Origin of the sequence: Pantoea sp. B270 (genome assembly GCF_018726825.1) — a bacterium.
Lineage (GTDB): Bacteria > Pseudomonadota > Gammaproteobacteria > Enterobacterales > Enterobacteriaceae > Pantoea > Pantoea dispersa.
Map to the genome: position 1 here is coordinate 2164442 of NZ_JAHCSX010000001.1, position 23899 is coordinate 2188340.

Here is a 23899-nt window from a genome sequence, read left to right on the forward strand (position 1 = left end):
TGGTGTGCCACGAAAAAGGGCAGGATACCCTGCCCTGTTGTCCTTACCGGAACACTAACGTTAGCACGACGATGACCACCATAATTATCAGCAGGTGGCACACCGTTTTATCCAGGTTGCGTTGCTTCATCGCGCCTCCTGCACTCAGAACCACTGGCCAAAGCGCTTGATGTACAGCGTTTTCATGCCCTGCGCCACCAGGCAGTAGCCGAGCAGCGTGGCCAGCAGCCACGGGAAATAGCTCCATGGCAGCGGCACCAGGCCGACCATCGCGCCGAGCGGCGAGAACGGCAGAAGAATGCCGGCAATCATTACGCAGGCGGTGGTCAGCAGCACCGGCAGCGCCGCGCGGCTCTGGATAAACGGAATTTTGCGCGTGCGCAGCATGTGCACCACCAGCGTCTGCGACAGCAGCCCTTCAACAAACCAGCCGGACTGGAACAATGACTGCATCGCTGGGGAATTCGCCGCGAACACGTACCACATCAGCGCAAAGGTGGTGATGTCAAAAATTGACGACGTTGGCCCAATCCACAGCATAAAGCGTTTGATGTTGCGCGCGTCCCATTTGCGTGGTTTGCGCAGGAACTCGCGATCCATTTTGTCCCACGGCAGCGCCAGCTGTGACAGATCGTACATCAGGTTCTGAATCAGCAGATGAATCGCCAGCATCGGCAGGAACGGGATGAACGCGCTCGCCACCAGCACTGAGAACACATTGCCGAAGTTCGAACTGGCGGTCATGTTCAGGTACTTGATGATGTTGCCGAACGTCTCGCGCCCCTTCATCACGCCCTCTTCCAGCACCATTAAATCCTTTTCCAGCAGGATGATGTCAGAAGACTCTTTGGCGATGTCCGCCGCGCTGTCGACCGAGATCCCCACATCGGCGTCACGCAGCGCCGGCGCATCATTAATGCCGTCACCGAGAAAACCCACCGTATGGCCCTGCTGCTGCAGCGCACGCAGAATGCGTGACTTCTGCAGCGGCGTCAGTTTGGCAAACACCGAGCTGCGCGCCGCGGCCTGCGCCAGCTGCTCATCGCTCATCGCCGCAATCGCCTCGCCGGTGAGGATCTCGCCACAGTCGATGCCCACCTGCTGGCAGATGCGCGCCGTCACTACCGGATTATCGCCGGTCAGCACTTTGACCGTTACGCCGTTCTCGTTCAGTGCGGTAATCGCCTTCGCCGCGCTTTCCTTCGGCGGATCGAGGAAGGTCAGCAGCCCTTCGATGGTCAGCCCCTGCTCATCCGCGACGCTCAGCGCCTGTTGCAGACCCGGCTCCGCCAGCGCGCGGCTGGCCACCAGCAGCACGCGGAAGCCCTGTTGATTGTACTGATGCGCCAGCGCCAGCAGCTCCGCACGACGGGTTTCATTGAGCGGCTGAATCAGTTTGCCTTCGCGTTCGGCGCTGGCAATGCTCAGCATCTCCTCGACCGCGCCCTTACAGATCAGCATCTGCTGGTTGAGGCGGCGGTCACGCACCACCACTGAAACGCGACGACGCACAAAATCAAACGGCAGCTCATCCACTTTGCTGTAGTAGTCGCTCATGTCCGCGCTGATGCGTCCTTTGCCGTAACGCAGGATGGCGCGGTCCATCAGGTTAGGCGTGCCGCTCTGGTAATGGCTGTTGAGCCAGCTCAGCATCAGGACGCGCGAGTTCTCTACCCCGGCACAGTCGAGATGGTGCTCGAGGATAATGTTGTCCTGCGTCAGCGTGCCGGTTTTGTCGGTACACAAAATGTCCATGGCGCCGAGGTTCTGGATCGCGTTCAGGCGTTTGACGATCACTTTTCGGCGCGACATGGCAATCGCCCCTTTGGCCAGATTCGAGCTGACAATCATCGGCAGCATTTCCGGCGTCAGTCCCACCGCCACCGCCAGCGCGAACAGCGAAGCATCCAGCCAGTCGCCTTTGGTCAGGCCGTTAATCAGCAGCACCACCGGCACCATCACCAGCATGAAGCGAATCAGCAGCCAGCTGACGCTGTTGACGCCGCGATCGAAAGCGGTTTGTGTGCGGTTACCAACAATCGATTTCGCCAGGCTGCCGAAGTAAGTTTCCCCGCCGGTCGCCACCACCACCGCTTTGGCGCTGCCGCTGGAGACGTTAGTGCCCATCAGGCATACGCTGCCCAGCTCCAGCAGCGATGCATCTTTGTCGCTGGCGCTGGCCTGCTTGCTGGCTACGTGGCCGGTGACATCATATTTCTCCACCGGCAGCGATTCGCCGGTCAGAATCGCCTGGCTGATAAACAGATCGCGTGAGTCGAGCAGCCGCACATCGGCGGGTACCAGATCGCCCGCCGAGAGATAGATGATATCGCCAGGCACCAGGCTGGTGATATCCACTTCCTGTTTCTGCGGCGCCTGCTGTACCGATTCCCGGCGCAGCACGGTGGCGGTGGTGCGTACCATCGATTTCAGCGCCTGTGCCGCTTTGTTGGTGCGAAACTCCTGCCAGAAGCGCAGCAAACCGCTGAGCGTTACCATCGTCACAATGATGATGACACCGGTCAGGTCGGTCTCCTCGCCATGGCGCAGCGGCATCCAGTAGTCGGTGAAAAAGCTCACCAGCGCCAGCGCCAGCAGCACATAAATGAACGGATTATTGAAAGCCTGAATCAGCTGCACCAGCGCCGGTGGCGCTTTATCATGCTCCACCTGATTGCGACCATAAATCTGCAGCCGCGCTTCCGCTTCGCGTTCGACCAGCCCCAGCGCATCGCTGCGCAGGCGCAGCAGCGTTTCATCGGCGGTAAAAGCGGCTTCGTCTTCAATCAGATAGCGTGCGGTTTTCTGACGTGCCGGACGCACGGTGTTCCAGGCTTTTTTTTCCTGGTTGAGTTTCATGTCAGTCATGATGACACTCCTCGTTTATTTTTTTACGGCAATAACGATCCCTGCGCGCCAGGCGCACAAGTCGAAAAATTAATTGTCACGGCGTGACCGGATTAAATTAAAAATAACCTGTCGGGAATTTCCATATTACCTCCCGGAAATAATGGGCGAAGAAAGTCGCTCGCTGAATAACGAGTGAAATAACATAACCACGGATAACGCTGCGCGCAGCAGCAGCCTGAAGCGGCTTAACGCGCAGGGAAGCTCAGCACGCTGAAGATCAGCGCGCGCATCGAGGCGGAGGGAAAAGTGCGTTTAAAATCATGTGCATGATGCTATTCCCACGGGCTTCAGCCCGTTGTGGTGTCATTATCAGGGAACAATCATCAGAAACAGGTGAGGATTGCTGCCCGCCATGTTGGCAAGCAGCGACAAAAGAATTCGCGCGTCAGCTTGCCTTGTATTGCCATCGATAAGGGTGACTGTCCAACTGAATTCTCCTGTTTGAAGTTGCGGCTATTATAGGAGGGCGAAAAGCGAAGTAAAGTTAATTATCCTGGGGTTCAGGTTGATTTAATTTTCGTTGCGATTTGGTTGATAATGCGTGCGGGAATAAGGTGCGTCAGATTAATCCGATCGCGTTACGCCCTCTTGCTTATAACTGAAGCGCACCGCTTAGAACCTTACGGCATATGCATAGCCATAAATTGACTATTCTTCACTGTAGCGCTCTCGTAAACTCGCGTTACTTTTTTAAGGCAAGGAAACAACATGAAAAAAATTATTCCCTCACTGCTGGCGCTGTCGCTGGTAGCCGCCTTCTCCGCGCAGGCCGCCACGCCGAAAGATACGCTGGTGATTGCGCAGTCTACGGATGATGCGGACAGCTTTGATCCGGCCCAGGGCTTTGAACTGACCACGGTGCAAGCGTTCACTAACATTTATCAGCGCCTGGTGCAGTCCGATCCGGCCAATCCAACCGATCTCAAGCCAACGCTGGCGACGTCGTGGCAGCCGGGCAGTGATAACCGCAGCCTGACGTTTGCGCTGCGCAAAGACGCGAAATTCGCCAGCGGTAACCCGCTGCGCCCGGAAGATGTCATCTTCTCGCTGGGCCGCGTGGTGAAACTCAACCTCGATCCATCCTTTATTCTGACCCAACTCGGCTGGAACAAAGACAACGTCGACAGCTTCCTGAAAAAGGTCGATGAAGACCACGTGCAGATTAGCTGGAGCGCCAACGTCAGCCCGGCCTATGTACTGAGCCTGCTGTCCGCGCCGGTCTCCTCGATCGTTGATGAAAAAACCGCGCAGGCCAACGCCAAAAACGGTGATTTCGGTCACGCGTGGCTCGGCACCCACTCGGCCGGCAGCGGCCCGTTCCAGATTCGCAAAGTGGTGCTGCATGAAGCGATACTGCTCAGCGCCAACCCGACCTCACCGGCCGGTGCACCGAAGCTGAAAAACATTCTGATCAAAAACGTGCCGGAGCCGGCCGCGCGCCGTTTGCTGCTGGAACAAGGCGATGTCGATATCGCGCGTAACCTCGGTGCTGACCAGATCGCTGCGCTGAAGGGCAAAGCCGGCGTGAAGACCGAAGCGATTCCGATGGCGTCGCTCTACTACATTCAGTTCAACGTCGGTGCCAATCCGGTACTGAAGAACCCGGCGCTGTGGGAAGCAGCACGCTACCTGTTCGACTATAAAGGTATCGCCAATGACTTGCTGAAAGGCCAGTTTGAAGTGCACCAGACCTTCCTGCCGAAGGGTTTCCTCGGTGCGCTGAACGACACGCCTTACAGCTACGATCCAGAGAAAGCCAAAGCGATTCTGCAGAAGGCCGGTCTGACCAACGTCAGCTTTAAGCTCTCAACCAGCAATCAGCCGCCGTACCTTGATATCGCGCAGGCACTGCAGGGCAGCTTCGCCAAAGGCGGCGTGAAGGTGGAAGTGCAGCCGGGCTTAAGCTCTGAAGTGTCTACCCGCGTGAAGGCACATCAGTATGAAGCTACGCTCAACGCCTGGGGCGCGGATTATTTCGACCCGAACACCAACGCCGCGTCCTTCGCATACAACCCGGAAGATGGCAGCAAAACCATTGCTTACCGTTCAGACTGGCACATCCCGGAGCTGAGCAAACAGACGCTGGCGGCGACGGCTGAAGCCGACAGCAACAAGCGCGTTGCGCTTTATCAGGCGATGCAGCGCGAAGTGCTGAAGAACTCGCCGTACGTGATTGGCCTGCAGGCGCGTAACCTGATTGCGCTGCGCGACAATCTGCAGGGCTATGTGCAGGGGATCAACCCGGACATGGTGTATTACGCGCAGGTTTCGAAGTAATGGCAGCGTCAGCGTCATCGGCCGGGTTCGCCCGGCCACTCTGGCAGCGCTTCAGCCGCCTCGTCACCAGCCTGCTGTCGCTGCTGGTGACGCTGGTGGGTTTGTTAGCGTTTACTTTCATGCTGTCGCACCTGTCGCCGGTCGACCCGGTGCAGCAAATCGCCGGCGATCACGCCAGCGAAGCCACCTATGCTCAGGTGCGTCACGATCTCGGGCTGGATCAGCCGGTACTGGTACAGTTCTGGCGCTATATCAGCCATCTGGCGCAGGGCAATCTCGGCCTGTCGCATCTGACCAATCAGCCGGTCAGCGCCGACCTGATGCGCACCTTCCCCGCCACGCTTGAGCTGGCGACCTGTTCGATGATTTTCGCTGCGGTGTTCGGCGTGACGCTCGCGCTGCTGGCGGCGTGGAAACCGGGCAGCGTCATTGATAACGTGGCGCGCTTTATCTCGCTGCTGGGCTACTCGGTGCCGGTGTTCTGGCTCGGCCTGCTAGGCCTGCTGCTGTTTTACGCCGTGCTGCACTGGTCCGCCGGTCCGGGCCAGCTGGATGATATCTGGATTTATACCCTCGAACCGAAGACCGGCTTTGTACTGATTGATAGCTGGCTCTCCGGCGATGCGGAAATGTTTCGCAACGCGATTGCCCATCTGTGGCTGCCGGTGGTGATTCTCGGCCTGCTGGCGATGGCAGGCATTACGCGCCTGCTGCGCGCGGCACTGCTGGAAGAGAGCAGCAAAGAGTATGTGGTGCTGGCGCGCGCGAAAGGCGCTGGCCGGGCGCGCATTCTGCTGCGTCATATTTTCCCCAACGTGCTGGGCACGCTGATCACCGTTATCGCCCTCTCCTACGCCACGCTGCTGGAAGGGTCCGTGCTGACGGAAACCGTATTCGCCTGGCCGGGCGTCGGTCGCTATATGACCAACGCGCTGTTTTCCGCGGATGTTCCGGCGATTCTCGGCGCTACGTTGCTGATTGGCAGCTGCTTTATCCTGCTCAATGCCGTGGCCGACGCCCTCACCTGGTTAACCGATCCGAGAACCCGATGACTCAACAACTTCATGAACTGGAAACCGTGCGCCCGCGCCGGCGCCGGGCGCGTATCACTTCGCTGACCATCGGCCTGACGCTGGTGATCGTGCTGGTGGCCATGGCGCTGCTGGCGCCGCTGCTGGCGCCGTTTGATCCTAACGCGCAGGTGATTGAACAGCGTCTGCTGGCGCCGTCGGCGCTGCACTGGTTCGGCACCGACGGCTTCGGCCGCGATTTATTGTCGCGCGTGATTTACGGCGCACGTCCGACGCTGCTGCTGGTGTCGCTGATTCTGGTGCTGACCATCCCGGTTGGCCTGTTAGTCGGCATCACCGCCGGCTACGTCGGCGGCTGGACCGAACGCGTGCTGATGCGCATCACCGATATTTTCCTGTCGCTGCCCAACCTGGTGATTGCGCTGGCGCTGGTGGCAATGCTGGGCCCGGGCCTGATGAACGGTGCGCTGGCACTGGCGCTCACCAGCTGGCCGCCGTTTGCCCGGCAGGCACGCGCGGAAACCCTGGCATTGCGCCGCAGCGATTACCTCGCCGCCGCGCGCATGCAGGGCATTACCGGCCTGCGCCTGATGTTTGGCCACATTCTGCCGCTCTGCCTGCCGACCGCCGTGGTGCGTGCCGCGCTGAGCCTCGGCGGGATTATTCTTTCTGCCGCCGGTCTGGGCTTCCTCGGCATGGGCGTGCAGCCGCCAACCGCCGAATGGGGCTCGATGGTAGCAGAAGGCAGTAAAGTGATTTTCGACCAATGGTGGGTGGCGGCAGCGCCCGGCGCAGCCATTCTGTTCGCCAGCCTGGCGTTTAACCTCACAGGCGACGGCCTGCGTGACCGACTGGATACCCGCCATGCCAAATGATCTGTTAATTGATGCGCAGGGGCTGACGATTCGCAGCCACGACGCGCTGCTGGTGGATAACATCAGCTTTACCCTTGGCCGCGAACGCGTGGCGCTGGTCGGTGAATCCGGCTCGGGCAAATCCCTGACCGCGCGTGCGCTGATGGGCCTGCTGTCGCCCGCGCTGCAACTGCAGGCTGACCGGCTGCAGGTGGCGGGCGCAGACGCCCTGCACCTGCGCGAGCGCGACTGGATCGGCCTGCGCGGCGGCAAAGTGGCGATGGTCATGCAGGACCCGAAATACGCGCTCAACCCGACGCGCACCATTGGCTGGCAGGTTGAAGAGCCGCTGGTGTTGCACCGCAAGCTGAGCCGTGCCGAGCGCAAAGAGAAAGTGTGCGAGATGCTGGACGCGGTGGGCCTGCCCGATCCGCGCCAGCTGATGAAGCGCTATCCGCATCAGCTCTCCGGCGGCATGGGTCAGCGCGTGATGCTGGCGATCGCGCTGATTACCGATCCCGATCTGCTGATTGCCGATGAGCCAACCTCGGCGCTCGATCACGCCATGCGCGATCAGGTGCTGGCGCTGATTCGTCGCCTGGTGGAGCAGCGCAATATGGGCCTGCTGCTGATCAGTCACGATCTGCAACAGGTCTCCGAGCACTGTCAGCGGGTGATGGTGATGTACAAAGGCCGCCTGCTGGACACGCTGCCGGCGGCGCAGCTGTCGGACGCCAGCCATCCTTATACCCGCACGCTGTGGGCCTGCCGTCCGGGTAAAGCCACGCACGGCGAACGCCTGCCGGTGCTGGATCGCGCGGCGCTGGAGAAGATACATGATTGAATTAGCCAACCTGAGTGTCTCGCACAAACAGGGTTATGAACTGCGCACCGTGGTGCACGATGTGAACCTGCAGGTGGCGGCCGGCGAATGTTTCGGTCTGGTGGGGCCTTCCGGCTGCGGTAAATCGTCGCTGCTGTGGGTAATGGCCGGACTGAATCCGCACTGGCGCGGCCAGATGACGCTGGCGAATACCGCCGTGCAGCCGGGCAAACCCTTTACCGGCCAGCTGCGGCGCGATGTGCAGATGGTGTTTCAGGATCCCTACGCTTCGCTGCATCCGCGCCACCGGCTGCGCCGCACGCTGGCGGAACCGCTTAAGCTGCTGCGACGCGATAACATCGACGATCGCATCAACGCGGGCTTCCGCCATGTCGGTCTGGATCCGGCGCTGGCGGATCGCTATCCGCATCAGCTGTCCGGCGGACAGCGTCAGCGCGTGGCCATCGTGCGCGCCCTGCTGCTGGAGCCAAAGATCCTGCTGCTGGATGAGCCGACATCGGCGCTGGATATGTCTGTGCAGGCCGAGATCCTGAATCTGCTTAACGATCTCAAACAGAATGATGGCCTGACGATGGTGCTGGTCAGCCACGATCCTGACGTGATCGATCATATGTGCGATCGCGCCGCGCGCATGGCGCAGGGCCGGATTGTTGGTTAGCATGGCATGAGCGCAACGCGGCGCGCTTTATCCCGAAGGTAGATTGCGCCGCTGCCCAACAGCCATTCAGTCATCTAAAGGAACACCGTATGACGGTAAAATTACGTCCGCTGGAGCGGGAAGATCTGCACTTTGTCCATCAGCTGGATAACAATGCCAGCGTGATGCGCTACTGGTTTGAAGAGCCGTACGAAGCGTTTGTGGAGCTTTCTGACCTGTATGACAAGCACATCCACGATCAGACCGAGCGGCGCTTTGTGGTGGAACACGACGGGCAAAAAGCCGGGCTGGTCGAGCTGGTGGAGATCAACCACGTGCATCGCCGGGCGGAGTTTCAGATCATCATCGACCCGGCGCATCAGGGCAAGGGCTTAGCCAGCAGAGCGGCAAAGCTGGCGATGGATTACGGCTTTTCGGTGCTCAATCTCTACAAGCTGTATCTGATTGTCGATCAGGAGAACGAGAAGGCGATTCATATCTACACCAAGCTCGGTTTCGAGGTGGAAGGCGTGCTGAAGCACGAGTTTTTCATCAACGGCGAGTACCGCAACACCATCCGCATGTGCATTTTCCAGCAGCAGTACCTGGCGCAGCATAAATCCGGTAATGCGATGGTGAAACCTACCGCGCAATAAGTCAGTGCCCGTTATGAAACGGTGCGCCTGAAGGCGCACCCTACGAAAAACGGTGAAACGCACCACGTGAGTGTGGTTCAGGTCTGTAGGGTCGCGATTTATGGCGACCTGGCGTTGTCTCGGCAATATGAATGCGAAGGCCCATCTGCCTGTAGGGTCGCCATTCATGGCGACCAGGCATCATGACAGCGCGTTATCCGCCGCGCGCGCCGACCACGTTGAGATGCGGCTGCGGGTGCGCTGGCTTCAGGTCATACATGCCGCCATAAAACGGATCGACCACCAGCCAGCCGGGGAAACCGAGCAGCGGAATATTGCCCAGCACGTACCACAGGTTGGCGCTGGCCTCGATGGGCAGCGTCAGCGGTACATAGCCCGGACTCTCCAGCATCACCTGATAATGTTTCTTACCGAAATAGGTGCCGTTGGATTTCGCCAGATCCACCGTCTGCGGCGTATAGCCCTGCGCCACCGCGCGGCCGGTTTCATCCTGCACGGTGAAACGCGCGCCCTGAGGCACAGAGTCAATTTTTACCGGTTGCGTTTCGGTGCCGACAATGGTGGCACAGCCGCTCAGCAGCAGCGCACAGGCGGGAAGAAGATGTCGCAGGTTCATAGCAGGTCCGCTTCAGAATCAGAAAGGACAGTCTAAACTGCCCTCTCTGCCTTTTCACTCGCCTCAATCGCGCTATCAGTGGCGCTTTTCTGCGCTTTATTACGGTTGACAACAGGCGGCAATCGCCGCGATATCCTGCGGCGTGGTGCGGCAGCAGCCGCCAATCAGCCGTGCGCCCGCCTGTTGCCACTCGGGGAACTTATCGTGCAGCGTGCAGCCAGACGGCGCCGAGTGCCAGCTTTTGCTGACCGCATCATACTGCTCGCCGGAGTTAGGATAGACCAGCAGCGGCTTGTCCGTCAGCGCCTGTAGCGTTTGCAGCGCCGGCGTCACGCTCTCCAGCGCCACGCAGTTAAGGCCGACAGCGACAACCTGCGGCGCGGCATTGATGACTTCCGCCACCTTGCTCAGCGGCGTACCGTCACTCAGGTGTTGCGCATCGCGCAGCGTGAAGGAGAACCACGCGCTGCTGTGCGGAAACTCCGCCAGCAGGCTAATCAGCGCCTGAATTTCACCAAACGACGGCAGCGTTTCACACGCCAGCAAATCCACGCCCGCCTCCAGCAGCGCCGCCACGCGCGGACGGTGGAAATCTTTCATTTCGGCAGCCGGCAAGGCGTAGTCGCCGCGATATTCCGCGCCGTTGGCCAGATAAGCGCCATAAGGACCGACCGATCCGGCCACCAGCAACGGTGCCTCGCTGCCAGAAGCAGCACGATAATCGTCGCGCGCCCGCTGGGCCAGCGCCACGCTCTGGCGGATCAGCGCGCTGGCCTGGCCGCTATCCAGTCCGCGGGCGGCGAAGCCCAGCGGCGTCGCCTGATAGCTGGCGGTGATCGCCACGTTAGCGCCGGCGGCGAAATAGTCATAGTGCACCTGATAAATCAGCTCGGGATTTTCCATCAGCACTTTGGCTGACCACAGCGTATCGGCCAGATTACAGCCGCGCGCCTCCAGCTCTGTCGCCAGCGCGCCATCCAGAATCAGGGTATCAGTGTGAGTCAGGGCCGCAGCGATGGGGTTACGCGACATCATCGGTCTCCTTAACGTTGAAATCGTGTTGGCGTTTTTGCGTCAGATAATAAGCAGCGTAGCAGAACAGTACAAAAGGAATGCCGCACCATAGCGCGATGCGCTGTGACGGGTCAAAGGCCAGCCCGATACACGCCAGCAGACACAGGGTAAATCCGAGGATCGGCACCAGCGGATAGAACGGGGCGCGGTACGCCAGCTGCTGCGGCGCATTGCCCGCCTGCAGATAGCGACGACGGAACATGTAGTGTGAGGCGCAAATGCTCAGCCACACCGCCACCACGGCAAAGCCGGAAATCGCTGACAGTGCCACAAACACCGTATCCGGGGCGATCACGCTGGAAAACAGCGCCAGCAGGCCGCCGAGCATACTCACGGTGATGGCCAGCTGCGGAATGCCGCGCCGGTTGACCCGGGCAAAGCAGCGCGGCAGCGTGTTTTCATTGGCCAGCGACCACAGCATCCGTCCTGAGGCGTACAGTCCGGAGTTTGCCGCTGACAGGATCGCGGTGAGGATCACGAAGTTGAAAATATCCGCCGCGTACGGGATGCCGATCTTTTCGAACACCAGTACGAACGGACTTTTAACGATGCCCGCCTGATCCATAGGGATCAGCGCGGCCAGCACAAAGACCGTGCCGATAAAGAAGATGATCAGGCGCGCCACGGTGGTGCGAATCGCCAGCGGCAGCGCTTTCTGCGGCTGCTCGGTTTCACCCGCCGCAATGCCGATCAGCTCGGTCCCGGAGAAGGCAAAATTCACCGCCACCATGGTCATCAGAATCGGCAGCGTACCGTGCGGTAGCCAGCCGGAAGCCGTCAGGTTGTGTAATCCCGCTGCCGCGCTGCCGTCTTTCATCGGGATGAACCCCAGCATCGCCGCCGCGCCCAGCACGATAAAGGCAATGATGGTGATCACTTTAATGATGGAGAACCAGAACTCTCCTTCGGCAAAGAAGCGCGTCGAGACACTATTCAGCAGATAAATGGCGACACAGAACACCAGGCACCACAGCCACACCGGCACCGTCGGGAACCAGTACTGCATGCAGAAACCGGCGGCGGTCAGGCTGGAGCCGAGCGCCACCGTCCAGGTGAGCCAGTAGAGCCAGGCCACGGTGTAACCGGTCGCCGGACTGAGGTAGCGCGCGGCGTAGACGTGAAACGCACCGGTTTCCGGCATCGCTACCGCCAGTTCGCCAAGACACACCATCACCAGCCATACCACCAGCGCACCAATCAGATAGGCCAGCAGCGTGCCCGCTGCGCCGGTGGTGGAGATGATGTAGCCGGTGTTGAAAAACAACCCGGTACCAATCACGCCGCCGAGCGACAGCATCACAAGATGCCGCACCTTCATGCTGCGCTTGAAGTTTGCCTGCGAAGGCGTCGGTTCAGTTTGCATTCTTTATATCCATATGGACGTCTAAACTTCTATATGGACACAGAGTTATACGCATCCGCGCGGCAATTTGCAACGTGGGAAAGGGTAAGGATTGGGAAAGCGTGTGCGGCCCCGCCGCGACGGGGCACACCAGTCAGGCGCCGAAGACGCCCTGCAGATAACGCTCAAGCGCCATGCGCGAGCTAAAACCGTGGGGAATACCGTAGTGTTCCTGCGAATCCCCCATCAGGTAGAGAGGGAACTGCGTGTAGTGGTCGCAGGTTTTCATCTCTGATGCGGGTTCAGCGAAGTGCTGACTTTTTTCTTTCAGGGTGGGATGAATGATCAACGCTGTGCGCCCCATGCGGGCTTCGCGATTCACATAGACATAGTTTTCGCCACGGCGATAACCATAAGTTTTGGGTGTCAGGACGTCCATTTCGAATCCTGCTTTTTCCAGTACGCGCGCTACCTCATCCGGACGTAAATACATGCTTGCTCCTCTCTTCTCACAGCCCCGCAACCTTACATCAGCACGACAGCACAGGACATTCGGAATTTCCCTAAAGCCTGGCACACGGCTGCGTTTAGTCACGTTTCGTCTACACTTAGTATTACGTTTTAAGTCAAAGGGAGCGAAAAATGTTTAATCGAACCAGCAAAAACGATGACATTGATATCAATCAGGATGTAAACGAACTGGCCGATTCGCTGGAAGCCTTACTGAAATCTTACGGCAGCGAAGCCAAAGATGAAGTGGATAGCGCACGCAGCCAGGCGCAGGCCCTGCTGAAACAGACGCGCGCTAAACTCAACGGCAGTGGCAACCGCGTGACTCAGGCCGCGCGCGATGCGGGTTATCAGGTGGATGCTTACGTGCATGACAAACCGTGGTACGGCGTGGGTGTCGGTGCCGCCGTCGGTCTGGTGCTGGGCGCACTGCTGATGTCACGCCGCTAAATCACTAAGAAATCATCAGGAGCCTCGCGTATGCGGGGCTTTTTTTTGCGCGTCACTCCGCATTAGCGCGCCGATCCGGTTGCTGTCAGGCTGGTTAAAATTGCCGCAAAACCCTTTACAAAAATTTTTTCCCTGCGCCAGGGCGCACCATCGCTGGCATTCGCCCTAATCCGACTGCTTAAATCACAAAACCCTATATCTGGTGGGCTTGACCACCAATACCACTACATCTAGTATTCAACACATCAACTCGCTACCAGATGTCAGCAGGGACGACGTTCGCAGCAAAAGGGTTTTTGCTTCGTATCTCGCAACCTGACCATAACCAGAGGGAAATACGAATCATGCGCATTATTATTTACACTAAGAGCCAGTGTGTCCAGTGTGACGCGACCAAAAATGCCATGGATCGCAGTGGCATCGACTATCAGCTGATTAACCTCGATAGCCAGCCGGAAGCCATCGATCAGCTCAAATCGCTTGGCTATCGCCAGGTGCCCGTGGTGATGACGCACAACGACCACTGGAGCGGCTTCCGTCCCGACAAAATCGCCGGCCTGCGCCAGCTCGCTGCCGTCGGGGGATAAAGCGATGTTTCCACTGGTCTATTTTTCCAGCCAGTCGGAAAACACGCACCGGTTTATCACCCGTCTCGGCCTGCCTGCGCGGCGTATTCCGCTCGACGCCACGCAGCGCCTGCACATCGACCAGCCCTATATTTTAGTGGTGCCGAGCTACGGCGGCGGCAGCGCGCGTGGAGCAGTGCCGAAACAGGTGATTCAGTTCCTCAATGATGACGCCAACCGGCGCGGTATCCGCGGTGTGATTGCTGCGGGCAATCGCAACTTTGGCGCGGGCTTCTGCCTGGCGGGCGACATCATTGCGCAGAAATGTCAGGTTCCCTATCTCTACCGCTTTGAGCTGATGGGAACCGCCGACGATATTGCCCATGTTAAAGCGGGAGTGACCCAATTTTGGCAACGACAGACACCCTGAACAGCACACAGCTGGACTACCACGCGCTCAACGCGATGCTGAACCTGTATGACGCGGATGGCCGCATCCAGTTCAGCAAAGATCATGAAGCCACACGCCAGTTCTTCCTGCAGCACGTCCAGCCGAACAGCGTGCCATTCGACTCGCACGGCGAGCGTCTGCGCTATCTGGTGGCCGAAGGCTATTATGAAGCCGGGGTGCTGAACCAGTACGATTTCGCCTTCCTGTGCCAGCTGCATGAAGAGGCTGACGCCTGGGGCTTCCGTTTTCACACCTTCCTCGGTGCGTGGAAGTTTTATACCAGCTATACGCTGAAAACCTTCGACGGCAAACGCTATCTGGAAACCTTTGAGCAGCGCGCCTGCATGGTGGCGCTGACGCTGGCGCGCGGTAATGAAACGCTGGCGCGGGAACTGCTGGCCGAGATGCTGAGCGGTCGCTTCCAGCCGGCTACGCCGACCTTCCTCAACTGCGGTAAACAGCAGCGCGGCGAGCTGGTCTCCTGTTTTCTGCTGCGCATTGAAGACAATATGGAGTCGATTGGCCGCGCGGTGAACTCGGCGCTGCAGCTGTCGAAGCGCGGTGGCGGCGTGGCGTTTCTGCTCTCCAACCTGCGTGAATCCGGCGCGCCGATCAAGCGCATTGAAAATCAGTCGTCCGGCGTAATTCCGGTGATGAAGATGCTGGAAGATGCATTCTCCTACGCCAATCAGCTTGGTGCGCGTCAGGGCGCGGGCGCGGTGTGGCTGAATGCGCACCATCCGGATATCCTGCGCTTCCTCGATACCAAACGTGAAAACGCTGACGAGAAGATCCGTATCAAAACGCTGTCGCTCGGCGTGGTGATTCCGGATATCACCTTCCAGCTGGCCAGAGAGAACCGCGATATGGCGCTGTTTTCGCCTTACGACGTTGAGCGTATTTACGGCAAGGCGTTTGCTGATATCAGTATCAGCGAACATTACGAGGCGATGCTGGCCGACGATCGCATCCGTAAAACCTTCATCAAGCCGCGCGACTTCTTCCAGATGCTGGCGGAAATTCAGTTTGAGTCCGGCTATCCCTACATCATGTATGAGGACAGCGTGAACCGCAGCAACCCGATTGCCGGTCGCATCAACATGAGTAACCTGTGTTCGGAGATCCTGCAGGTTAACAGCGCCAGCGAGTATCACGACGACCTGAGCTATCGCCGCGTCGGCAAAGATATCTCCTGTAACCTCGGCTCCCTGAACATCGCCCACGCCATGGACTCGCGCAATCTGGCGCAAACCGTGGAAGTGGCGGTGCGTGCGCTGACGGCGGTTTCCGAGATGAGTGACATCACCTCCGTGCCGTCGGTGGCGGAAGGCAATCGCCGTTCGCACGCTATCGGTCTCGGGCAGATGAACCTGCACGGCTATCTGGCGCGTGAGGGTATGGCTTACGGTTCGCCAGAGGCGCTGGATTTCACCAACCTCTATTTCTACTGCGTGACGTATCACGCCCTGCGCACCTCCAACCTGCTGGCGCAGGAGCGCGGCACGAGTTTTGACGGCTTTGCGCAGTCGCAGTACGCCAGCGGTGCCTATTTCGACAAATATACCGAACACAGCTGGCAGCCGCGCACTGCCCGGGTGGCGCAGATTTTTGCCGATGCCGGCATCGCCCTGCCCGACCAGGCGGACTGGCAGGCGCTGCGTGCGTCGGTGATGCAGCACGGTTTGTATAACCAGAACCTGCAGGCGATTCCGCCGACCGGTTCCATCTCTTACATCAACCACGCCACGTCGAGCATCCACCCGATTGTGTCGCGCATTGAGATCCGTAAAGAGGGCAAAACCGGCCGCGTGTATTACCCGGCTCCGTTTATGACCAATGACAACCTTGAGCTGTATCAGGATGCTTACCAGATTGGTCCCGAAGCGATTATTGATACTTACGCCGAAGCCACCCGGCACGTCGATCAGGGCCTGTCGCTGACGCTGTTTTTCCGCGATGACGTCACGACGCGCGATATCAACAAAGCGCAGATCTACGCCTGGAAGAAAGGCATCAAAACCCTCTATTACATTCGACTGCGTCAGATGGCGCTACAAGGCACGGAGGTACAGGGCTGCGTTTCCTGTGCACTGTGATGATGACTATGCAACTTAAACAGATTCAGGCGATTAACTGGAACCGCATTCAGGACGAGAAAGATCTCGAAGTGTGGAACCGTCTTACCAGCAACTTCTGGCTGCCGGAGAAGGTGCCGCTGTCCAACGATCTGCCGGCATGGCAGTCGCTCGACCCGCAGCAGCAGCAGCTGACGATTCGGGTGTTTACCGGTCTGACGCTGCTCGACACCATTCAGAACGTCATTGGCGCACCGGGACTGATGGAAGATGCGCTGACGCCGCACGAAGAGGCGGTGCTGTCGAACATCAGCTTTATGGAAGCGGTTCACGCGCGCTCTTACAGTTCGATCTTCTCCACGCTGTGTAACACCGCCGACGTGGATGCCGCCTACCGCTGGAGTGAGGAGAATACCGCCCTGCAGAACAAGGCGAAAATCGTGCTGGATCACTACCGCGCCAGCGATCCGCTGAAGAAGAAAATCGCCAGCGTCTTTCTGGAGTCGTTCCTGTTTTACTCCGGCTTCTGGCTGCCGATGTACTGGTCAAGCCGCGGCAAGCTGACCAATACCGCCGATCTGATTCGGCTGATTATCCGTGATGAAGCGGTGCATGGTTATTACATCGGCTATAAGTACCAGAAAGCGCTGGAAACCGTTGACGATGCGCGCCGCGCTGAGCTGCAGCAGTTCGCCATCGATTTACTGCTGGCGCTGTATGAAAACGAGGTGGTGTACACCGAAGCGCTGTATGCCGACGTGGGCTGGGCCGAAGAGGTGAAAACCTTCCTGCATTACAATGCCAACAAGGCGCTGATGAACCTGGGTTACGAAGCGCTGTTCCCGGCGGAGCTGACGGCGGTGAATCCGGCGATTCTGTCGGCGCTGTCGCCCAACGCCGATGAAAACCACGATTTCTTTTCGGGTTCCGGTTCATCGTATGTGATGGGCAAAGCGGTTGAAACCGAGGACGAGGACTGGAATTTTTAGTCGTGTGCGGTACGCGGTAAAGGGTTGCGCATTTGCACTGTAAGCGGTGCGCATCAATGCGCACCCAACGGTGGGGGTAATCATGCCCTACGGCAGTTATGTTGATGCATGTGTAGGGTCGGCATTCATGCCGACCGGAACGCGCCCCCTAGTGGTAATATTGATGCATCCACAGGGTCGGCATTTATGTCGACCAGGTTAATTTCATACCGATCCCACCACGTTCTGCCCCTTCATTTTTCTTTCCTGAATTCTCGTCGTCATCCCAGAATAACGTTAATTTCGCGCATGATTATTTTACCTATTTAGCGCCATTCATCGTCGGAATATTTCGCCTGACTAAGCGTGATTTATCCGCCTTCCGGCAATAATTCTGGCCGAAACCGGTTTAATTTCACAAAAAATTCAGAAAAAATTTACCCCGTCTCATCCCTTGCAGGCACTGGAATTAGCCACTGTCGCGCCATACGTGTCACGCCAGATATTTCCGTCAAGGGTTGTCAGATAATCTCACTATGCTACGGTATAGGCGCTTAAATTTACGCAGGGTACAACAAGAAATAGTCAGACATTTAACCAGGAATTTCATTACTGCATGGCAATTAAACTCGAAGTAAAGAATTTATATAAGGTATTTGGCGATCATCCCGAAAAGGCATTTAAGCTGATTGAAAAAGGCGAGAGTAAAGAGAGTATTCTGGCGAAAACCGGCCTCTCACTCGGCGTCAAAAATGCCAGTCTGGCCATTGAAGAAGGCGAGATCTTTGTCATCATGGGGCTGTCCGGCTCCGGCAAGTCCACTATGGTTCGCCTTCTCAATCGTCTGATCGAGCCGACACGCGGCCAGGTGATTATTGATGGCGTCGATATTGCCAAAATATCTGACGCAGAATTGCGTGATGTGCGCAGAAATAAAATCAGCATGGTATTCCAGTCATTCGCACTGATGCCGCACATGACGGTGCTAAATAATACCGCGTTCGGCATGGAATTAGCTGGCGTGGCGCTGCAGGAGCGGCAGGAAAAAGCGCTCGACGCGCTGCGTCAGGTCGGACTGGAAAATTATGCTCACGCCTGGCCCGATGAACTCTCCGGCGGAATGCGTCAGCGTGTTGGATTAGCCCGCGCACTGGCGATTAATCCGGATATATTGCTAATGGACGAAGCCTTTTCCGCACTTGATCCATTAATTCGCACGGAAATGCAGGATGAACTGGTAAAACTGCAGGCGAAACATCAGCGCACCATCGTGTTTATTTCCCACGATCTGGATGAAGCGATGCGTATTGGCGACCGCATCGCCATCATGCAGGGCGGCGAAGTGGTGCAGGTCGGCACGCCGGATGAAATCCTCAATAATCCGGCCAACGATTATGTGCGCACCTTCTTCCGCGGCGTGGATATCAGTCACGTCTTTAGCGCCAAAGATATTGCCCGCCGCAGTGCCGGCGCGCTGATTCGTAAAGCCGCCGGTTTCGGTCCGCGGTCGGCGATCAAACTGCTACAGGATGAAGACCGCGAATATGGCTACGTGCTGGAGAAACAGAAATTCATCGGCGTCGTCTCCACTGACTCGCTGAAAGCGGCACTCGCCGCAGGTGAAGGGCTGGATAACGCCCTGCTCGACGCACCGCTGGCGGTTCCTGCCGATACCTCGCTTAACGATTTGCTCTCTCACGTCGCGCAGGCGCCCTGTGCGGTGCCGGTGATCGGCGAAGATCAGCAGTACGTCGGTATCATTTCCAAAAGCACGCTGTTACGCGCTTTAGATCGTGAAGGAGCCCAGCCATGAGTGCACAAAACGCCAATCCATGGGAAAGCGCCAGCCAGACCAGCGCACCACCCGCCACCAGCAACGCCGCCGCAGCCAGCAGCGATCCGTGGTCCGCGACAGGTAGCAGCACACCGGCTGACAGTAGCACCAGCGCCGCCGATGCCTGGGGCAACGCCGCCGGCAGTACATCGGATGCCGCCAGCAGTGGTGGACACGATGCCGTCAGCAGCGCCGCCAGCAGCAGCGACTGGCTGAGCAGCGCACCGGCCGCGGCGCCGGAGCACTTCAGCCTGCTGGATCCGTTCCACACCACGCTGATTCCGCTGGATCGCTGGGTCACCGAAGGCATCGACTGGGTAGTTACCCACTTCCGCCCGCTGTTTCAGGGCATTCGCGTGCCGGTGGATTATATCCTCAGCGCTTTCCAGCAACTGCTGATGGGCCTGCCTGCGCCAGTGGCGATTGTCGTGTTTGCGCTGATTGCCTGGCAGATTGCCAGCCCGGCGATGGGCCTCGCCACGCTGATATCGCTGGTGCTGATTGGCATGATCGGTGCCTGGTCCCAGGCGATGGTGACGCTGGCGCTGGTGCTCACCGCCCTGCTGTTCTGCGTACTGATTGGCCTGCCGCTTGGCATCTGGCTGGCGCGCAGTGAGCGCGCGGCGCGCATCGTGCGGCCCCTGCTGGATGCGATGCAAACCACGCCAGCGTTCGTCTATCTGGTGCCCATCGTCATGCTGTTTGGTATCGGCAACGTGCCGGGCGTGGTGGTGACGATTATCTTTGCCCTGCCGCCGGTAGTACGTCTCACCATACTCGGTATTAAGCAGGTGCCGGCTGACCTGATCGAAGCCAGTGAATCTTTCGGTGCCAGCCCGCGCCAGATGCTGTTCAAGGTCCAGCTGCCGCTGGCGATGCCGACCATTATGGCCGGTGTCAATCAGACGCTGATGCTGGCGCTGTCGATGGTAGTCATCGCCTCGATGATTGCCGTTGGCGGTCTGGGCCAGATGGTGCTGCGCGGTATTGGCCGTCTCGATATGGGTCTCGCCAGCGTGGGCGGGGTCGGTATCGTGATCCTAGCCATCATTCTCGACCGCCTGACACAGTCAGTAGGTCGCGACAGCCGCAGCCGTGGCAGCCGCCACTGGTACAGCAGCGGGCCGCTGGGTTTGTTGCTGCGTCCATTCAGTAAAAAAGCCTGATTTCTTTGGGCGGCCCGCTGCGGTCGCCCGTCTCCGACGTCACACGTAAAATAAGGAATGACTATGCGCAAGACAGCTCTATTCGCCGCCGTCCTGACCACGGTTGCCGCGACGCACGTGTCCGCCGCCGACCTTCCGGGCAAAGGCATTACCGTTAAACCGGCTCAGAGTACCATTTCCGAAGAGACCTTTCAGACGCTGCTGGTGAGCCGCGCGCTGGAAAAGCTGGGCTACACCGTTGAGAAGCCGAGTGAAGTGGATTACAACGTGGCTTACACCACCATTGCCGGCGGTGATGCCACGTTTATCGCCACCAACTGGCAACCGCTGCATGACGACATGTATAAAGCCGCCGGCGGTGATAATAAATTTTATCGCCAGGGCACCTACGTCAGCGGTGCCGCCCAGGGTTATCTGATCGACAAGAAAACCGCCGATCAGTATCACATCACCAACATCGAGCAGCTGAAAGATCCGAAGCTGGCCAGACTGTTTGATACCAATGGCGATGGCAAAGCAGACCTGACCGGCTGTACGCCTGGCTGGGGCTGTGAGGCGGTGATTAACCATCAGATTGAAGCCTACAAACTGAGCGATACCGTGGTACACAACCAGGGTAACTACTCGGCGATGATTGCCGACACCATTACGCGCTTCAAACAGGGTAAACCGATTCTCTATTACACCTGGACGCCATATTGGGTCAGCGACGTGCTGAAGCCGGGTAAAGATGTGGTGTGGCTGCAGGTGCCGTTCTCCTCACTGCCAGGCGCGCAGAGCAAAGTGGATACCAGACTGGCCAACGGCGCTAACTATGGCTTCCCGGTGAACACCATGCATATCGTGGCCAACAAAGCATGGACGGAGAAGAATCCGGCGGCGGCAAAACTGTTTGCTGAAATGAAGCTGCCGATTGGCGACATCAATGCCGAGAACGCCGCGATGCATGCCGGTCACGCCTCAGAAGCGGACATCAACAGCCACGTTGACGGCTGGATCAAAGCTCATCAGGCGGAATTTGATAAATGGGTCAGCGACGCCATGGCGGCGGCGAAATAAGCCCACGCGGCACCCCGTCTCAGCCACGTGGTGCCGCCATTTTCCGCCCTCCCGCCCCGTCAGTAAGCGAAGCGTGCGCTATAGCGCACTGGTACGTCCTGTTAATTAACACAACATTGAAATAATTTTTTGGGTTACTATTACCCACATATGATTATTTACCCGCTTTTCCCACCAGCTATGTCTCCTTTCCGCCGCCCGCATTGGGTCTGTCGCGCCAGGATGAGTCTGCGTTATCGATGGCATTCACCCTGCCACGTGCCGGTTATACGGCAGACGACGAACGGAATTCATCACGCCGCTGGTGCTGGCGCGTTACCCGGACTAACCGGTGCCTTGTCGATTAACCCATTGATTTACTCAGGCAAAGCCAGCCGGGAAAAGTGTTTAGAAAACGTAAAGATCAATGCAAAGTGGTGAGCGATACTGTTCATTAATGATTGGCTTTGTTATGGTTAGCCACACAGTTATTCACCTAGGTTATTTTTACTCGCGAAATTATTCAATCCACTGAAGGTTTCGCTTAGCGAATTGATGACGATGGCGGCTTTGTCTGCAAAGCGGCTGGTCAGGGCGCAGAGCCCAGGGTTATGGACCGACCTGGAACGCCAGGTGCTGACAGTGTGACGGTGCAAACAATCACAGGCGGAAAATATGACTACGCTTAATCTGTCACCCTCATTATTATATTTGTTGCAACTAAGAGGTTTTTAATGGAAAGCTCGTTTACTCCCATTGAGCAGATGCTAAACATCCGTGCTAATCGCCACAAAGATTTTCCGCTGCAGGAGATCATCCTGACCCGTCTGTGCATGCACATGCAGGGTAAGCTGCTGGATAATCGCAACAAAATGTTGAAGGCGCAGGGAATTAACGAAACTTTATTCATGGCGCTGATTACGCTGGACGCGCAGGAAAACCAGAGCATTCAGCCTTCTGAGCTGAGCTCGGCGCTGGGTTCTTCCCGCACCAACGCGACGCGCATCGCGGATGAACTGGAAAAGCGCGGCTGGATCGAGCGTCGTGAGAGCGACAACGATCGCCGTTGCCTGCACCTGCACCTGACGGAAAAAGGTAATGAATTCTTACGTCAGCTGCTGCCACCACAGCATCAGAGCCTGCAGTATCTGTGGTCCTCGCTGACTGATACCGAGCAGGAGCAGCTGGAAGCCATCACGCGTAAGTTGCTTAACCGTCTCGATAAAATGGACGAAGATCAGGTTATCGCTTCCCTGTCGCGTTAATAGCAAGAACTGCGACACAATCACCCACCGAAATCGCTATTTTAATCCCCTTTTATCCGGCCAGCGTTGCAAACGCTGGCTTTTTCGACTCGGGCGACCGTGTTGATGGATCAACACATCCCGACTAAATGGCAAACGTGGAGAACGACATGAGTGCGACAGCGGAAGCTCAAAGCCCGCAACAGCCCGCGAACAAAAAGAAGAAGCGCAAAGGTGCGCTGATCCTGCTGGCTATCGTGTTTATCGTGATTGGTGTGGGTTATCTGGCTTACTGGTATCTGGTGCTGCGCCACTTCCAGGAAACCGATGACGCCTACGTGGCAGGCAACCAGGTGCAGGTGATGGCCCAGGTTTCCGGCAGCGTGAATAAAGTGTGGTTCGAGGATACGGATCGGGTGAAAAAAGGCGACATTCTGGTGTCGCTGGATAAAACCGATGCGCAGCAGGCATTCGAGAAAGCGCAGACCGCGCTGGCCACCAGCGTGCGCCAGACGCACCAGCTGATGATCAACGGCAAACAGTATCAGGCTACCATCAAGCTGCAACAGACCGCGCTGGATCAGGCCGAATCCGACCTGAAACGTCGCGAGCCGCTCGGTGCCGCCAATCTGATTGGTCGCGAAGAGCTGCAGCACGCGCGTGATGCCGTGGCCACGGCGAAAGCTCAGCTGGACGTGGCGATTCAGCAGTACAACGCGAACCAGGCGATGATCCTGAATACCGACCTCGAAAACCAGCCGGCGGTAAAACAGAGCGCCGCTGAGCTGCGCGATGCCTGGCTGGCGCTGCAGCGCACCGACATCCGCAGCCCGATGGACGGCTATGTCTCGCGTCGCAGCGTGCAGGTCGGTTCACAGATCTCCACCAGCACACCGCTGCTGGCGGTGGTGCCGGCCACCAACCTGTGGGTTGACGCCAACTTTAAAGAGACGCAGCTGGCAGGCGTGCGCATCGGTCAGCCCGCCACGGTCATCAGTGATATCTACGGCGATGATGTGGAGTATCACGGCAAAGTGGTTGGTCTGGATATGGGCACCGGTAGCGCCTTCTCGCTGCTGCCAGCGCAGAACGCCACCGGTAACTGGATCAAAGTGGTACAGCGCCTGCCGGTGCGTATCGAACTCGATCCGCAGCAAGTGGCGCAACATCCGCTGCGTATCGGCCTGTCCACGCTGGTGAAAGTAGATACCCAGAATAAAGATGGCGCCGCGCTGGCCAGCAATGTCCGCACCCAGGCCGCGTATGAAAGTAACGCGCTGGCAATCGACCTTGCGCCGGTTAACCAGCTGATCGCTGACATTGTCCGTGCCAACGCGCAATAACCTCGCGGGAGGC

The 23899-nt window shown here is 58.0% G+C and carries 21 protein-coding genes; 16 read left to right on the forward strand and 5 right to left on the reverse strand.

Annotation, left to right across the window (positions count from 1 at the left end; genetic code table 11):
• Nucleotides 1-144: 144 nt before the first annotated feature.
• Nucleotides 145-2868 carry a magnesium-translocating P-type ATPase gene (gene mgtA, locus KOL70_RS10380; protein WP_166712030.1) on the reverse strand — a complete coding sequence of 908 codons (2724 nt, stop codon included), beginning with the start codon at nt 2866-2868 and terminating at the stop codon, nt 145-147.
• A gap of 750 nt (nt 2869-3618) precedes the next feature.
• Between mgtA and KOL70_RS10385 the strand changes: the two genes are divergently transcribed.
• From KOL70_RS10385 to speG, 6 genes are all read left to right on the forward strand, one after another.
• Complete coding sequence (locus KOL70_RS10385; protein ID WP_058776471.1) at nt 3619-5187, forward strand: ABC transporter substrate-binding protein; 1569 nt, start codon at nt 3619-3621, stop codon at nt 5185-5187.
• Nucleotides 5187-6239, forward strand: coding sequence for an ABC transporter permease (locus KOL70_RS10390; protein ID WP_021506482.1), 1053 nt, complete (start codon nt 5187-5189; stop codon nt 6237-6239). Before KOL70_RS10385 ends, KOL70_RS10390 begins: the two co-directional genes overlap by 1 nt.
• On the forward strand, nt 6236-7093 hold the full coding sequence (locus KOL70_RS10395) for an ABC transporter permease (protein ID WP_031279350.1): 858 nt from the start codon (nt 6236-6238) through the stop codon (nt 7091-7093). The genes KOL70_RS10390 and KOL70_RS10395 overlap by 4 nt, the downstream gene beginning before the upstream one ends.
• Nucleotides 7083-7916, forward strand: a complete 834-nt coding sequence (locus tag KOL70_RS10400; protein WP_215480616.1) for an ABC transporter ATP-binding protein — start codon at nt 7083-7085, stop codon at nt 7914-7916. The genes KOL70_RS10395 and KOL70_RS10400 overlap by 11 nt, the downstream gene beginning before the upstream one ends.
• Entirely contained in the window at nt 7909-8574 is a 666-nt protein-coding gene (locus tag KOL70_RS10405) for an ABC transporter ATP-binding protein (RefSeq protein ID WP_021506479.1), read from the forward strand. The genes KOL70_RS10400 and KOL70_RS10405 overlap by 8 nt, the downstream gene beginning before the upstream one ends.
• Nucleotides 8575-8663: 89 nt before the next feature.
• Nucleotides 8664-9209, forward strand: a complete 546-nt coding sequence (gene speG, locus KOL70_RS10410; protein WP_021506478.1) for a spermidine N1-acetyltransferase — start codon at nt 8664-8666, stop codon at nt 9207-9209.
• A gap of 193 nt (nt 9210-9402) precedes the next feature.
• Here speG and KOL70_RS10415 read toward each other — a convergent pair whose 3' ends face one another.
• The 4 genes from KOL70_RS10415 to KOL70_RS10430 all read right to left on the reverse strand — a co-directional run bounded on the left by KOL70_RS10415 (nt 9403) and on the right by KOL70_RS10430 (nt 12734).
• Nucleotides 9403-9825 (reverse strand): hypothetical protein, encoded by a 423-nt coding sequence (locus KOL70_RS10415; protein WP_058758247.1) that lies wholly within the window; start codon nt 9823-9825, stop codon nt 9403-9405.
• Nucleotides 9826-9924: 99 nt separating this feature from the next.
• The gene (mmuM, locus tag KOL70_RS10420) at nt 9925-10857 is read right to left on the reverse strand and encodes a homocysteine S-methyltransferase (protein ID WP_058770891.1); all 933 of its coding nucleotides are present in this window, start codon (nt 10855-10857) and stop codon (nt 9925-9927) included.
• A complete protein-coding gene (gene mmuP / locus KOL70_RS10425) occupies nt 10847-12262 on the reverse strand; it encodes an S-methylmethionine permease (RefSeq protein WP_215480617.1) in 1416 nt (471 codons plus the stop codon). Before mmuP ends, mmuM begins: the two co-directional genes overlap by 11 nt.
• Before the next feature lie 133 nt (nt 12263-12395).
• Complete coding sequence (locus tag KOL70_RS10430; RefSeq protein WP_021506475.1) at nt 12396-12734, reverse strand: DUF2002 family protein; 339 nt, start codon at nt 12732-12734, stop codon at nt 12396-12398.
• Between the two features lie 149 nt (nt 12735-12883).
• Here KOL70_RS10430 and KOL70_RS10435 point away from each other — a divergent pair, with 149 nt between their 5' ends.
• The 10 genes from KOL70_RS10435 to emrA all read left to right on the forward strand — a co-directional run bounded on the left by KOL70_RS10435 (nt 12884) and on the right by emrA (nt 23886).
• Nucleotides 12884-13201 carry a DUF883 family protein gene (locus KOL70_RS10435; protein WP_021506474.1) on the forward strand — a complete coding sequence of 106 codons (318 nt, stop codon included), beginning with the start codon at nt 12884-12886 and terminating at the stop codon, nt 13199-13201.
• Nucleotides 13202-13545: 344 nt separating this feature from the next.
• Nucleotides 13546-13788, forward strand: a complete 243-nt coding sequence (nrdH, locus tag KOL70_RS10440; RefSeq protein WP_021506473.1) for a glutaredoxin-like protein NrdH — start codon at nt 13546-13548, stop codon at nt 13786-13788.
• A 4-nt stretch (nt 13789-13792) separates the two neighbouring features.
• Nucleotides 13793-14197 carry a class Ib ribonucleoside-diphosphate reductase assembly flavoprotein NrdI gene (gene nrdI / locus KOL70_RS10445; protein ID WP_021506472.1) on the forward strand — a complete coding sequence of 135 codons (405 nt, stop codon included), beginning with the start codon at nt 13793-13795 and terminating at the stop codon, nt 14195-14197.
• Complete coding sequence (nrdE, locus tag KOL70_RS10450) at nt 14176-16314, forward strand: class 1b ribonucleoside-diphosphate reductase subunit alpha (RefSeq protein WP_215480618.1); 2139 nt, start codon at nt 14176-14178, stop codon at nt 16312-16314. The genes nrdI and nrdE overlap by 22 nt, the downstream gene beginning before the upstream one ends.
• An 8-nt stretch (nt 16315-16322) precedes the next feature.
• Entirely contained in the window at nt 16323-17282 is a 960-nt protein-coding gene (nrdF, locus tag KOL70_RS10455) for a class 1b ribonucleoside-diphosphate reductase subunit beta (protein ID WP_058781804.1), read from the forward strand.
• A gap of 595 nt (nt 17283-17877) precedes the next feature.
• Entirely contained in the window at nt 17878-19074 is a 1197-nt protein-coding gene (proV, locus tag KOL70_RS10460; protein ID WP_021506469.1) for a glycine betaine/L-proline ABC transporter ATP-binding protein ProV, read from the forward strand.
• Nucleotides 19071-20261: a glycine betaine/L-proline ABC transporter permease ProW gene (gene proW, locus KOL70_RS10465; protein WP_104094047.1), complete on the forward strand. Its 1191-nt coding sequence runs from the start codon at nt 19071-19073 to the stop codon at nt 20259-20261. The genes proV and proW overlap by 4 nt, the downstream gene beginning before the upstream one ends.
• A 63-nt stretch (nt 20262-20324) precedes the next feature.
• On the forward strand, nt 20325-21320 hold the full coding sequence (gene proX / locus KOL70_RS10470) for a glycine betaine/L-proline ABC transporter substrate-binding protein ProX (protein WP_104094046.1): 996 nt from the start codon (nt 20325-20327) through the stop codon (nt 21318-21320).
• Between the two features lie 713 nt (nt 21321-22033).
• Nucleotides 22034-22564 (forward strand): transcriptional repressor MprA, encoded by a 531-nt coding sequence (gene mprA / locus KOL70_RS10475; RefSeq protein ID WP_021506466.1) that lies wholly within the window; start codon nt 22034-22036, stop codon nt 22562-22564.
• A gap of 149 nt (nt 22565-22713) precedes the next feature.
• Entirely contained in the window at nt 22714-23886 is a 1173-nt protein-coding gene (gene emrA, locus KOL70_RS10480; RefSeq protein ID WP_058770894.1) for a multidrug efflux MFS transporter periplasmic adaptor subunit EmrA, read from the forward strand.
• Nucleotides 23887-23899 lie beyond the last annotated feature (13 nt).

Excerpts from the sequence above, each read along its gene's own strand:
- KOL70_RS10390 (WP_021506482.1), top strand. The coding sequence starts at position 5,187 with ATGGCAGCGTCAGCGTCATCGGCCGGGTTCGCCCGGCCACTCTGGCAG.
- mprA (WP_021506466.1), top strand. The coding sequence starts at position 22,034 with ATGGAAAGCTCGTTTACTCCCATTGAGCAGATGCTAAACATCCGTGCT.
- proV (WP_021506469.1), top strand. The coding sequence starts at position 17,878 with ATGGCAATTAAACTCGAAGTAAAGAATTTATATAAGGTATTTGGCGAT.
- mmuM (WP_058770891.1), bottom strand. The coding sequence starts at position 10,857 with ATGTCGCGTAACCCCATCGCTGCGGCCCTGACTCACACTGATACCCTG.
- KOL70_RS10400 (WP_215480616.1), top strand. The coding sequence starts at position 7,083 with ATGCCAAATGATCTGTTAATTGATGCGCAGGGGCTGACGATTCGCAGC.
- mmuP (WP_215480617.1), bottom strand. The coding sequence starts at position 12,262 with ATGCAAACTGAACCGACGCCTTCGCAGGCAAACTTCAAGCGCAGCATG.
- KOL70_RS10385 (WP_058776471.1), top strand. The coding sequence starts at position 3,619 with ATGAAAAAAATTATTCCCTCACTGCTGGCGCTGTCGCTGGTAGCCGCC.
- emrA (WP_058770894.1), top strand. The coding sequence starts at position 22,714 with ATGAGTGCGACAGCGGAAGCTCAAAGCCCGCAACAGCCCGCGAACAAA.
- speG (WP_021506478.1), top strand. The coding sequence starts at position 8,664 with ATGACGGTAAAATTACGTCCGCTGGAGCGGGAAGATCTGCACTTTGTC.
- nrdF (WP_058781804.1), top strand. The coding sequence starts at position 16,323 with ATGCAACTTAAACAGATTCAGGCGATTAACTGGAACCGCATTCAGGAC.
- nrdH (WP_021506473.1), top strand. The coding sequence starts at position 13,546 with ATGCGCATTATTATTTACACTAAGAGCCAGTGTGTCCAGTGTGACGCG.
- proX (WP_104094046.1), top strand. The coding sequence starts at position 20,325 with ATGCGCAAGACAGCTCTATTCGCCGCCGTCCTGACCACGGTTGCCGCG.
- KOL70_RS10430 (WP_021506475.1), bottom strand. The coding sequence starts at position 12,734 with ATGTATTTACGTCCGGATGAGGTAGCGCGCGTACTGGAAAAAGCAGGA.
- KOL70_RS10435 (WP_021506474.1), top strand. The coding sequence starts at position 12,884 with ATGTTTAATCGAACCAGCAAAAACGATGACATTGATATCAATCAGGAT.
- mgtA (WP_166712030.1), bottom strand. The coding sequence starts at position 2,868 with ATGACTGACATGAAACTCAACCAGGAAAAAAAAGCCTGGAACACCGTG.
- proW (WP_104094047.1), top strand. The coding sequence starts at position 19,071 with ATGAGTGCACAAAACGCCAATCCATGGGAAAGCGCCAGCCAGACCAGC.
- nrdI (WP_021506472.1), top strand. The coding sequence starts at position 13,793 with ATGTTTCCACTGGTCTATTTTTCCAGCCAGTCGGAAAACACGCACCGG.
- KOL70_RS10395 (WP_031279350.1), top strand. The coding sequence starts at position 6,236 with ATGACTCAACAACTTCATGAACTGGAAACCGTGCGCCCGCGCCGGCGC.
- KOL70_RS10405 (WP_021506479.1), top strand. The coding sequence starts at position 7,909 with ATGATTGAATTAGCCAACCTGAGTGTCTCGCACAAACAGGGTTATGAA.
- KOL70_RS10415 (WP_058758247.1), bottom strand. The coding sequence starts at position 9,825 with ATGAACCTGCGACATCTTCTTCCCGCCTGTGCGCTGCTGCTGAGCGGC.